The organism is Paenibacillus sp. OK076, from assembly GCF_900110055.1.
Taxonomy (GTDB): Bacteria; Bacillota; Bacilli; order Paenibacillales; family Paenibacillaceae; genus Paenibacillus.
The window spans coordinates 1007996-1020757 of the sequence record NZ_FOCH01000001.1 but is presented as its reverse complement, the minus strand read 5'-3'; the positions used below and the strand labels follow the sequence as shown (position 1 = coordinate 1020757).

The 12762-nt window shown below is 48.5% G+C and carries 7 protein-coding genes and 2 tRNA genes; 2 read left to right on the top strand and 7 right to left on the bottom strand.

Features of this window, described 5'->3' with window-relative positions; all coding sequences use genetic code 11:
- Positions 1-23 precede the first annotated feature (23 nt).
- Both BMY78_RS04740 and BMY78_RS04735 read left to right on the top strand, forming a co-directional pair.
- Positions 24-389: a phage holin family protein gene (locus tag BMY78_RS04740; protein WP_053780442.1), complete on the top strand. Its 366-nt coding sequence runs from the start codon at positions 24-26 to the stop codon at positions 387-389.
- 206 nt (positions 390-595) lie between these two features.
- The gene (locus BMY78_RS04735) at positions 596-979 is read left to right on the top strand and encodes a cupredoxin domain-containing protein (protein WP_090895147.1); all 384 of its coding nucleotides are present in this window, start codon (positions 596-598) and stop codon (positions 977-979) included.
- A 103-nt stretch (positions 980-1082) separates the two neighbouring features.
- On the opposite strand, the gene BMY78_RS04730 is transcribed toward BMY78_RS04735, so the two are convergent.
- The 7 genes from BMY78_RS04730 to BMY78_RS04700 all read right to left on the bottom strand — a co-directional run bounded on the left by BMY78_RS04730 (position 1083) and on the right by BMY78_RS04700 (position 12740).
- A complete protein-coding gene (locus tag BMY78_RS04730) occupies positions 1083-3803 on the bottom strand; it encodes a cell division protein ZapA (protein ID WP_177185654.1) in 2721 nt (906 codons plus the stop codon).
- 138 nt (positions 3804-3941) lie between these two features.
- Positions 3942-6395 (bottom strand): phenylalanine--tRNA ligase subunit beta, encoded by a 2454-nt coding sequence (gene pheT, locus BMY78_RS04725; protein ID WP_090895144.1) that lies wholly within the window; start codon positions 6393-6395, stop codon positions 3942-3944.
- Positions 6396-6467: 72 nt separating this feature from the next.
- Positions 6468-7502, bottom strand: coding sequence for a phenylalanine--tRNA ligase subunit alpha (gene pheS, locus BMY78_RS04720; protein WP_090895143.1), 1035 nt, complete (start codon positions 7500-7502; stop codon positions 6468-6470).
- A gap of 458 nt (positions 7503-7960) precedes the next feature.
- Entirely contained in the window at positions 7961-9853 is a 1893-nt protein-coding gene (gene abc-f, locus BMY78_RS04715) for a ribosomal protection-like ABC-F family protein (protein ID WP_090895140.1), read from the bottom strand.
- Positions 9854-10315: 462 nt separating this feature from the next.
- Positions 10316-10386: transfer RNA gene (locus BMY78_RS04710), tRNA-Gly, on the bottom strand.
- An 11-nt stretch (positions 10387-10397) separates the two neighbouring features.
- Positions 10398-10471, bottom strand: a tRNA-Pro gene (locus tag BMY78_RS04705).
- Between the two features lie 142 nt (positions 10472-10613).
- The gene (locus BMY78_RS04700; protein WP_090895138.1) at positions 10614-12740 is read right to left on the bottom strand and encodes a bifunctional diguanylate cyclase/phosphodiesterase; all 2127 of its coding nucleotides are present in this window, start codon (positions 12738-12740) and stop codon (positions 10614-10616) included.
- Positions 12741-12762 lie beyond the last annotated feature (22 nt).

Genomic DNA, 12762 nt, shown 5'->3' with positions numbered 1-12762 from the left:
CTGAATAAAGGAGGTATAACGCTATGAATTTTCTGGGACATGTCGTGCGATTTATCATCGCCGCAATTGTATTGATGGTCGTCAGCTGGATCGTACCCGGATTTGCAGTAGGTGGTTTCTGGAGCGCACTTATGCTTGCTCTGGTTATTGCACTGCTCGGCTGGGTTGTTGAAGGCATCTTCGGTAAAAGGGTTAATCCTTTTGGCCGGGGTATTGTCGGCTTCATCGTCAGCGCACTGGTGATCTGGATTGGTCAATATGTCGTAGATCATGTGCATGTCAGTCTGCTTGGTGCTGTTCTGGCTGCATTGGTCATTGGGATCATCGATCTGTTCATCCCGGTTTCCACCCCTTTTGATGCCGGAAGAAGGTCGAAAGATCACGCATAGGCTCCACGTACACTCTCCATAGGCTTCCCCTAAACCTCTGATGGCTTAAACGCCTGAAGAGGTTTATTTTTTGGGGGTTATAAGCATGCCCGGATGTTCAAAAAAACGACATAGGCAGCATGTACAGGCATCGACAATTTGCGGTATGATGACTGGAGCAATCATTCAAATTTTATCCATATCACGCTTTTTAAGGAGGCAATATGATGAAGAAAGGCATGGCATGGCTCGCAGCCTTTATGTTGATTCTGGTCCTTGCTGCCTGTGGTGGAACTGGACAATCCGCAGAATCAAATGGCGAGTCCGATTCGGGTGCAACTGCAAGCGAAGAACTGGTAATCAAAGCAAGCAACTATGAATTTGACCAACCTGAATACCATTTGAAAAAAGGTGTCCCGGTTAAGATTGTTTATGAAAATACAAACGGAAACCATGGTGTTCTCGTGCCTGAGCTGAACCTTCGGCTGGATACCAAGAACAATTCCAAAGTGATTACTCCCGACAAGGCAGGGGAATTTGAAATGTCCTGTTCCGTCTTTTGCGGAAGCGGTCACAGCAGTATGATCTCCAAAATTATTGTTGAAGAATAGTGTTCAAGACAAGGAGCCCCCGTAGGACGGGAGCTCTTTCTTTATTATAACAAATTGTACAAGAGTGCGCTGTTCAGGATTCCAGTTATGACATAATCATCAGCTAGGTCTGATCCTGCTCAATCAATTCAATCCATTCGTTATATTCCGTCTGCAATTTCGTATATTCATCCCTCAATTGGCGGTATTCCGTATTCAGTTGCTCCGCCTTCTCCTGCTCCATCTCACGTTCAACCTGCAGCAAACGTAACTGATTGGCCGCGAGTTCATACCGCTCACCGATGTCCAGCAGTTCATTTTCCATCGTCTGCTTTTCTTCGATTGCTTCCGCACGCTGCTGGGCAAGCTGCTGCCGCTCGTGTTCCAGCTCTTCTACCTTCTCCACACTGGCAGCACTTTCTTTCTGCCAGAGATTCAATTCATTCTCCAGTGCAGTCCATCGTTCTTGCCAGGACTGCTCCTGAGCCGTCCATTCATCTGCACGACGTTGCCAAACCTGATCTTGTTGTTCCGCATGTTGTTCTGCTTGTTCTACCCTGGAGCTTAGCTCAACTTCCCGAGTAGTCAGCTCTTGCAGACGAGAGGAGAGCTCTGCCTGTTTGGCAGACAATTCTTCATGTTTAATCTGCCACTCAAGTGCTTCTTCTTCTGTCTGAGCCAATAAGCTGCCTTGTTCATCGATCCGTTCAGATAGCCGATTGGCATTCTGCCTGGACTCTTCAAGCGCACGCAAGATTTCTTTCTTTTCTTCGCTCATCTCATTCAGCTGGCGAGCATAGTCTTCTTCACGCTGCAGTGCATCACCATATTCCTTGCGGATTTGTTTATAATTTTCCTGCAGCTTGTTTAGCTCTTCACGTGCATCATTCAATTCACCATCAAGCTCTTTATGTTGCAGTTCCAGACGACCAGCTTGTGCAATGTAACGTTCTGCTTCTTCGCTGGCGTGACGAGCTTCTTCTTTAACAACAGATAATTCATCATGAAGGGACTGCACACCAGACTCCAACGTTTCATTCTGTTCTGCAGCTTCAAGTACCTGTGTCTCTAATTCACCGATCTCGATCAGACGTTGTTCAGCCTGCTCTTTCCAGGACTGCTCGCTCTGCGTCAGTGCACCGAGCTCATGTTGCAATGTGCGTACTGCCGCATGGGCCTGCTCAAGCACTTTTTGCAGCCTGCGCTGCTCATCCTCAGACTTCACTTCAGCTTCACGAAGTTTCTTGACTTCCTGTTCGAGCTGTCCGTGCTGCTCCTGTACTTTTCGCAGCTGTGCGGTCAGAGAAGATTCACGTTCAATGGTTTCGTTATACTGCTGTTTCCATTGCTGCTCCGCTTCCCGGAACTGCTCCGCCTCAGCTTCTGTGTTGCGGAGTTGTTCAGTCAGCTGAGCACTATCTGCTTTTAATTGTTCCAGCTGCTGCTCCAATTCCGTAATTCTACGAAGCTGAATTTCCTGTTCCTGCTTGTATACGGCTTGTTCTTTGCGCAACGTTTCAGTCTGACTACGTTCGTGTTGGAGTTGTTGCTCCTGATCCACAACAACTTCTTGAGCATTCTTGAGCTGCTTACGCACCTCGGCTAATTGACTTTCAACATCGGCTAAGCGAGATTTAGCCTGTTCACGCTCTTCTTCCAACTGCTGCTTCAGCTTGCCTCGTTCTTCTTCCAGCAAAATCTCAGCAGTTACCGCAGCTTCGCTCGCCTGAGTCTGGGCCGCTTCATGGATTTGCTGAATCTGCTCTTCATAGGCCGCTTCTTTTTCCATCCATTCCAATTCGGCCTGTTCGGATGACTCCTTGAACGTAGCATTCAGCTGTTCAATCTCAGCCAGTCGCTTCTGCTCTGCTTGTTGCTGCAGTGCGGCTTGTTCTTGTTTTGCCTTTTCAGTCAGTTCTTGAGCTTGATTCACGGCAGCCTGCTCTGCCTGATGTAAACGCTGCTCCATCTCGGATTGAAGTTCACGGTATTGAAGCTGGGCTTCTTCCTGAACCTTTTGCAATTGAGCCTCGGCTTGTTCCAATTCAGACAAAATTGCCGCTTCGGCTTGTTCCTTCGCCGTTTGTACTTGCTGTGCGGCTTGAGCCTCAATTTTTTGACGTTCTGCCATGGCCCGAGCTTCGGCCTCTTTCAGTTGAGCTACCGTCTTATCCTGCAGCTCCTTGTATTGTGCAGCCGCTTTGGCTTGTGCTTGCTGCAATTCATTTGCGGAACGTGCCTGTGCTTCCTTCAGCTGGGCTGCCGCCTGAGTCTGTGCATTCTTCATTTGATTCGCTGCTTTTTCTTCTGCTTCTTTCAGACGCGCCTGCGCCTTCTCCTCGGCTGCTTTAAGCTGCGCCGCAGTTTGAGCCTGAAGCTTTTGCTCTCGACCTGCTGCCTGAGCGCGCTCCTGCTCCAGGAGTGTATTCAACTTGGCTATTTCTGCCTGCTGATCCTTCTGGAGCTTCGCGATGGCTTGTTCCGCCTCAGCCTTAAGCTTCAATGCTTCAGCGAGTGCTTGGTCACGGCGTTCCAGTTCCTGCTGATGTTCATTTTGTATGGCATTCAACCGATTGAGTTCATTTCTCATTTCGGTACGTTCACCGGTCAGCATTTTCAGCTCATTTCGAATTTCCTGAGTCTGAAGAGACTGCTCAGCCATATGTACAGCTGCCAGAACTGCAATACGCGGGGTATCCAGTCGGGAATGATGTTTGGAGATGGCGCTCATCCGCTCATCCACCAGGTTAGCTACTTGTTTCATATAGTCGGCACTGCTGCCAACCAGTTTATAGGAAGTCCCGTAGATCTCTACGGTGACGCGTGTACGATCAGGTGTAGTCACAGTTGTGCCCTCCTTCAAGTCTGTATGTTGATTCTAAGCTGTAAAACAAAAAAAGTCACATCGATCCTCTAATGCTAAGGATTCGATGTGACTTCAAGCAATTCCTGCTAATCTTTGTTCAAAAAATTGACTTATGTTCTATTTACGTAATTCGGCTGCAAATTGCTCCTCCAGACGTGCAACAACACGAGCATGAACCTCGGTAATTTCCTCATCCGTCAATGTGCGTTCACGGTTGCGATAAACGAGAGCCATCGCTACGCTCTTCTTGTCTTCACCGAGCTTGCTGCCTGTGAACACGTCGAATACCTGTACGGTTTGCAACAGTTCACCAGCAGATTCACGAATCGCACGCAGCATATCCCCAGCTTCGATATCTTTATTCACAACAACCGCGATATCCCGCTCAACTGCAGGGAAACGTGGAAGCTCACGATAACGGATATCCGCATCCGCTTCACTATAGATCGCTTCGAGCGCAATCTCCGCCAGATATACATCGTTCAAATCATACTGCTGCTGCAGTTCAGGATGCAATTGACCCATCGTACCAATCCGTTTGCCCTCTCCGCCATCTTTTACATCCAGGTATACCGATGCAGAGCGACCAGGATGGAAACCTTCCGGACTGTTTGCCACCAGGCGAATGCGCTGCTCCAGACCCACATAGGCGAACAGGTTTTCAAGTGCACCTTTCAGATCGAAGAAGTCCACTTTCTCTGCTCCCACATTCCACTGCTGGGATGCACGATTTCCCGTGAGTAACAAGCTCAGGACCGGAATTTCATGCGGTTGCTTCGTCAGCTTTTCTTCCTCAGTGAAGAACACACTGCCTACTTCAAATACAGCCAATGAATCTTGCTTACGGTTCATGTTATACACCGCTGCATCCAACATTTGCGGCAAAATGCTCTTACGAAGCACGCTGCGATCCTCACTCATTGGCATAGCCAGCTTCACGGCTTTACTGCCTTCTGTCAGAGCAGGGAACAAGGAGACTTTATCCGGGTGTACGAATGAATAGCTGATCATTTCCTGCCAGCCACTGCCTGCAAACAGACCACGAATGGTACGGCGCATTGCTTGCGAACGCGTATAAGCACCTGGTGTTGTTGGTCCTTCAATCAACGTAGTTGGAATATTGTCGTATCCGTACAGACGGGCAATCTCTTCAAACAGATCCACATCAAGTGTAATATCCCCTCTGCGGCTAGGCACTTCAACATCAAGCAGACCTTGCTGCGAATCACCACATGCAAAGTGCAAACGAGCGAAAATGGTTTTCACTTCAAGCAGGGACAACTCGGTTCCCAAATAGCGATTCAGTTTATCCAGCGACAGCTGCACAACATGTTTATCCGCTGCGGCTGTTCCAGCTTCCACGATCCCCTGATGAACTTCGCCTTCCGCATAACGCTGAATCAATTCAGCCGCACGGTTCAATGCCGTAATGACAGCAGCCGGATCGACCTCTTTCTCAAAACGCATGCTTGCTTCGGAACGCAGCCCCAGTTGGCGCGACGTTTTCCGAACGGTTCCGCCGTCGAACTTGGCGGATTCCAGTAACAGATTGACTGTGGTTTCCGTTACCTCAGAATTCTCGCCACCCATAACACCCGCGATGGCTACCGGTTTCACGCCATCCGTAATGAGCAGCATATGCGGCTCCAGCTTGCGCTCCTGACTATCCAACGTCACGATCGTTTCGCCTTCTTTGGCCATTCGCACTTCGATATGGCCCTTCTCCAGCTTATCTGCATCAAAAGCATGCAGCGGCTGTCCGTATTCCAGCATGACATAGTTCGTGATGTCAACGATATTATTGATTGGGCGGATGCCCGCAGCCATCAAACGGTTTTGCATCCACTGCGGGGAAGCTCCCAGCTTGATGCCAGTTATATAGCGGGCTGCATAATGACTGCATTGTTCATCAGCCGTAATCTCAACCGAGATATGATTTGCAGCCGCATCACCGATTTCCACCAACTTTTGAGTGGGATCAGGCAGTTTCACTTCACGACCGAGAATTGCACCTACTTCATAAGCGGCACCAAGCATGCTCAGACAGTCGGAGCGGTTCGGTGTCAGGTCCAGTTCAAGAACATGATCGTCGAGACCAAGCACTTGGCTGATTGGCGTGCCAATCTCCGTTTGTGCTGGCAGAACGAGAATGCCTTCCTGTTGGTCCTTCGGCAGCAGCTTGTCGTTCATGCCCAGTTCTTTGGCAGAGCAGATCATGCCAAGGGATACAACGCCGCGCAGCTTGGCTTTTTTGATATCGAGTCCACCAGGGAGCTTCGCTCCTACCAGGGCAACGACTACCTTTTGACCCGCATCCACATTTTTCGCACCACATACGATCTGCAGATCTTCTTCCTGTCCGGCATCAATCACACATACATTCAGCTTATCAGCGTCAGGGTGCTTCTCCTTGCTCTTCACGTAACCGACTACCACGTTGTTCACGCCCTGGTTCCGGTTCTCCACTACATCAATCTCAATCCCCGCACGGGTGAATTTCTCTGCCAACTCCTGCGGTGCCACGCCTTCCAGCGCGATATAATCAGACAGCCAATCTGTCGATACTCTCATGGACGTTCACTTCCTAATCTATGAATTGGTGTTGCAAATGAAGGGCGTTCGCCCTGTATGCTACTTCGGTAATTACAGTCGTCCGAATTGTTTCAAGAACGCCATATCACTGTTGTAGAAATGACGAATATCATCAATGCCGTATTTCAGCATGGCGATACGCTCTACGCCCATTCCGAATGCAAACCCACTGTATTTCTCCGGATCATAACCGCCCATCTCAAGCACTTTCGGGTGAACCATACCGCCGCCCAAAATCTCAAGCCAACCAGTCTGTTTACATACCCGGCAGCCACTGCCTCCACATTGCACACAAGTCACATCCACTTCAGCACTTGGCTCGGTGAACGGGAAGAAGCTTGGACGAAGACGAATTTCAGTGTGTGAACCAAACATTTCGCGTACGAATTGCAGCAAGGTACCTTTCAGGTCACTCATGCGAATGTTCTCGCTAATAACCAAACCTTCAACCTGATTGAACTGGAACGAATGCGTCGCATCGTCATCGTCACGACGGTATACTTTACCCGGGCAGATGACTTTAACAGGCACTTCGCCTTTCATGCTTTGCATCGTGCGAACCTGAACCGGTGACGTATGCGTACGCATTAACAGATCTTCTGTTAAATAGAAAGAATCCTGCATATCACGCGCCGGATGGTTCTTCGGCAGATTCAGTGCTTCGAAGTTGTAATAATCCATTTCAACCTCAGGACCTTCCGCTATGCGGTATCCCATACCAATGAAAATATCTTCGATTTCCTGTACCACTTTGGTCAGTGGATGCAGCCCGCCTTGGCGTCCGCGACGTCCTGGCAGGGTCACATCAATTTTTTCGGACTGCAGGCGTTTCGCCGTCTCTTCCTTCTGGAACTGCTCCTGCTTGCTGTCAATGACTGCTTCAATCGCGCCGCGAACATCATTCGCAACCTGACCAATCACTGGACGTTCCTCTGCACTAAGCGCACCCATGCCGCGCAAAATCTCGGTCAATGCACCCTTTTTCCCCAAATACTTTACACGCAGATCACTCAGCGTTTGTGGATCGTTCACGCCAGACAGTTGCTCCAGCGCTTCGATCTTTAATGCCTCCAAACGTTCTTTCATGTGTAAATGCCCCCTTTATGTGGTTAAATGCAACAAAAAAAGGCCTTCTCTCCCCTGAAGGGACGAAAAGACCGTGGTACCACCCTTGTTAGACATTCAGTGCTGCCCGGCCCTTCCGGCCTGCAACATGTTTGCCTCACTCTATACGGAATAACGACCGTTAACCGTTACCCCCTACTAACTCCTGCGATGAATCGCAAGACATGGTTCAGGGAACCGCTCCGGAGTGAATTTCAGCAGCCTTGTTCTACAGAAACGCTCTCAATCTACGGCGCTTCCTCCCTGTCCAGAGGCACTGCTTACTTGTCTCCATCATCACGTTTGCATGTCAGATAAACCTTCAAATTTACTGATGATCGTCCATTATTATATGCAAAATCGCTCGAAATAGCAAGCCGTAAAGCAGCATAATCAAACGTTAAGCCAAAAAGTAAACCCGCATAAGCTTTGTCAGTCAACTACTTCTGTTTTCGCAGCTCGTGCAACTGTTTTAAACGACGCTGAATTTCGCGAACCTCAGCAACCTCAGCCGCTCGTTCAATTATATCATCAGGCTTAGTCAGCACATCATTGCCCGCACTGTTCATGGGAGATAATAACTCGGTCAAACGCATTTCAAGCCGCAGCCGTTCATCATCTGACTCCCGAACCTCAAGGGCGGACTCTCTTAGTTTAATGGATTGCTCCCAGTCTTCCACGCCACCTTCGAACAATGTAGCCTTCCCCCCGGGCTCCAGATCAAGCAAGCGGCTGGCAAGCACTTTGGTCAACATACGGTCATGGGATACGAGCACCAGTGCTCCGGATGCCTGCTTCAATATATTCTCCATCACTTCCTGGGTGTCAATATCCAAATAGTTCGTCGGTTCATCCAGTACCAGTACATTAGAACCTCCGAAATACAACCGCAGGAAAGCAACTCTGCACTTTTCTCCCATACTCAAATCCCCTATACGCTTGAACACATCATCTCTTGAGAATAAAAAGCATCCGAGAATGGTACGTGCAGCACTTTGGGTCATGGATGGAAGACTGAGCAAACTGTCCAGAAGTGTCTCGCTTTCCGGTAACCCTTCAAGCTCTTGCGAAAAATAACCGATCTTCAGCTGTGGATGGCGTGTCACCTCGCCTTGAGAAGGTTCCAGTTCGCCAATCATCAATTTCAGTAGTGTCGTCTTGCCTGTGCCATTCGGACCACGTACGGCAAGACGATCCCCACGTTCGACCGCAATCCGAAGATTGTGAAGCAATGTCCGACTTCCCGGATAAGCAAAGCTAACGTCTTCCAGTGCAAGGAGCTGGCGGGCAGCCAGCGTATTCACTTGCAGCTCCATGTTTAATTTTGCAGCTTCGCGGGGTTTATCCACCCGTTCTTTCTCCAGACGCTCCAGTTGTTTTTGCTTGGCATGGTAGCGGGAAATGTTCTTGTTGGCTTTCGCTTTGTAAAAGCTCTGAGTTATTTTCACTTCCACATCGCTTGCTGAATTATGAGCCTGATGAAACCACTGCTGATAATTGCGAATTGTCTCTTCTAGTGCTTTTCGCTCCAGTTCCTGCTTGCGATAAGTTGCTTCCTGCTCACGCAATTCGCGTTCCTTATGGCCTTTGTAATCCGTGTAGCCGCCCTTATATTTGGTTAGGGCATCCGGGCTAAACTCAATGACACCCGTTGCAACCTGATCAATAAAGGTCCGGTCATGAGAGACAAATAATAATGTTCCGGTATAGGCGGAAAGCCATTCCTCAAGCCAGCGCATGCTCTCTTCATCCAGATGATTCGTCGGTTCATCCAAAATCAGAAATTTGGGTTTACTGACCAGCAATCCTGCGAGACGGGCCTTCGTTTTTTGCCCACCACTCAAAGAATGATACGGCCGACTCCAATGTTCCGACGATAACCCCAAACGCGTCAGTACCTTCTCTACCTCAGTCTCCCACATATACCCGTTCAATTGCTCATATTGTTCCATCGCTATCGTATAGGCTTCGAGCAGCCGCTGCTCATCTGCCGCTCCACTGCTGCTCATCCGTTGTTCTAATTCTTCCAGGTCACGCTTCACCTCGTAGATCCGCCCACTTTCCTGCCGGATAGCATCAAGCACATTCATCTCAGGTTTGATCAAGGAGCGCTGGCGCATGAAACCCCACTCCTGCTGCGGAATGTGGCGTTCGATGCGTCCACCGCCCTCTTCTTCTCCAAGAATGATGCGTAATAAGGTGGTCTTGCCACAGCCGTTGCGACCCAGAATAGCGAGCCGCTCACCTTCATTTATTTCGAGATTCAATCCTGCAAACAACTCATTTCCGTTCCACTCTTTCGATACTTCATGTAGGCGTACCATTGTCATCATGAGGCCTCATCCTTCCTGCAATTCAAAATAAAAAAACCGCTGGCATCAGCCGGCGGTCTGGCAATTCAGGATTGGATAAAGCGTCAAAAAACAAGCATAAGATACCCCACGGCATGAATAAAGAACCCTTAAAAGGGTATACACAAGCTAAGCCAGAACAGCCTGCCTGCTTCCATACCTGATCCCATAGCTGAATTTGGACACACGAATCCCCTCATTGCTCAGCCGCTTTGGCTGACTGCGTCAATACACTCTCTGCAGTTACTGGGGTTCAATTCATGTGTTTTACTTCATGGGACGTATGGTTACCTCTCATTCATGTGTAGTATCGATTTCTCCGTTATTGTACCAGATGATGGGGAAAAAGCAACCTCTCCATTCAATATAACTTTTAGTCATTTGATTTCAGAAAAAAAGAAAAAAACCTTGTTTTCACAAGGGCTTAAGGTGTTACATTAGTTAAGCGGGTGATGGGAATCGAACCCACGCTATTAGCTTGGAAGGCTAAAGTTCTACCATTGAACTACACCCGCGCGAATGACGATCGGGACGACACGATTTGAACATGCGACCCCCTGGTCCCAAACCAGGTGCTCTACCAAGCTGAGCTACGTCCCGTCAAGTTCCGAGGAACATTAACATGAATTTTACAAAATTAATATACCATGATCATCCAATGCTTGCAACTTCTTTTTACCACTTCCCTCTAACCTTTCGAAACAAAAACAAGACAGAAGCGTGTCCACGCCCCCGTCTATCCTTACCCCGTAGGTTTATCCACATCTCTCAAAAATTTTTTTTCAAAATCGGCTGCCACAATCGGTTTGCTGAAAAAGTACCCTTGAGCCTCATGACAATGCTGATCACGCAGAAACGATAGCTGGTCCTCATTTTCAACGCCTTCAGCCGTTACTTTCAGCTGCAGGTGATGAGCCATTGACGTAATGGTCGATACAATTGCCGCGTTATTGCTATCCTCCATCACTTCATTAACAAAGGAACGATCAATCTTGAGTCGGTCAATCGGCAGATCTTTCAGATAGTGCAGTGAACTGTATCCTGTGCCAAAATCATCAATACTGATGTGCACACCAATTTCCTTAATTTTGCGCAACTGCTCAAACGCACGATCCTTGTCAAACGTCATGCTCTCCGTAATCTCAAGCTCAAGCCACACAGGTTCCAAGCCTGTCTCCTTGAGAATGCCGCTGATGTTGTCCAGCAGATGGGAGTGCCTGAATTGTCTCATGGACAGGTTAACCGATACACAAAGCTTGCGGTAACCCGCTTCTTGCCATCGCTTGTTCTGTGCACAGGCCTCACGTAATACCCATTCTCCAAGCGGCACAATCAGCCCACTCTCCTCAGCAAGAGGAATAAATTCACCTGGGGATACTGCCCCTCTCAGCGGATGCTGCCAACGCACCAATGCCTCCATACCCACAATCAAGCCACTCGCCAGATTAACCTGCGGCTGATACACAAGATAGAATTGCCCACGATCCAGTGCTTTGCGCAAATCATTCTCAAGCTGCAAACGTTCCTGGGCTTTCATCTGCATCGCATGGGCATATCGGTTTAGCTCTATTCCCTGCTCTTTGGCATTATGCAGCGCCGTATCCGCATTCTGGATGATCTCTTCCGGTGAGTCTCCGTCATGCGGGAATATCGCCATACCGATACCTAACGTGAGATGATACTCGTTCCCATCCACCGTTACAGGTTTTTCGAACAGTTGCAAGATCGATCTTGTCCGCCGCAACGCCGTATCTGTTGTGAAGAAGTCTGTCATGGTCAGTACGAATTCATCTCTTCCCAGTCCGAACACTTCCTCTCCGGGGAGCGAAGAATGCTTCAAACGCTGTCCAACCTGACGAAGTACACGGTTAGCCGCTTGTTGACCCAGCGAATCATTAATCGTTTTGAACCGGTTAATATTCAATACCAGGACTCCGACAAGCTGCTCCTCTACCCTAGCTGAATTCATCATCACTTTCAGTCGCTGAGAAAGACGACGGCGATTCGGCAGCCCTGTCACATCATCATGGTGAGCAATAAAATTCATTTTCGCTTCCGCCACCTGTTGTTTGAGGAAAGGCGTATCCACTACAAACGAATACAGTCCCTTCTGGATGAAGAAATAGCCCAAACAATCGCTTAACAGACCTAACAAGAGATTGAGGTCATTAATCTTCGTAGCAGACACAAAGTAACATTCTCCAAAGAAAAAACAGAGAATGGCACAAAGGATGGTAGGCAGATCACCATCTTTGCCTTTTTTCCATTGAATGAATAACACGACCGCAGTCACGCCATACAGGATTCCGATCAGAAAATGAATTCTTGTAAACATGCCGCCAAGCACATTCCCCTCCAGCAAGTTCGGCAGTACAGACCATTCCTGAATGGCCACTGTATACAAAATAACAAAAATACCGACTGTTCCACTGAAGATTAAAAATTTGCGTGGTAACGCAATTTCCCTCTCGCTGACTGCATATATGACTAGCAAACCTGCCGCACAAACCAAAGATCCAAGCGACATCATCTTCAGCGAGAATTCGGACTCGACCATCGCGCCATTCGGCAATTCTTCGGCAAAAGAAACGATGTGAACCAATTCAAACAAACCAATCAATAAAAACAGCGTAGTCATAAGGACCCTTCGGAGGGTCAGTCGTTGAGTTTGAAACAACCAGCTTTGATTATAAATGCCGATACAGGCCGCTGCCGCAGCGAATCCACCCAAGAGTGTCAAAACCGGATAACCGGATATGATCAGATCAGAGCTTGCAGAGGAACGAAACCATTGACTTGCGAGGAAACACAATAAGCCGCCTATCGCGACCCAACCTATTTTTCTCTGATCTTGCTGATTAGCCTTCATGCCGTGTTTTTTCCTTCCCGGG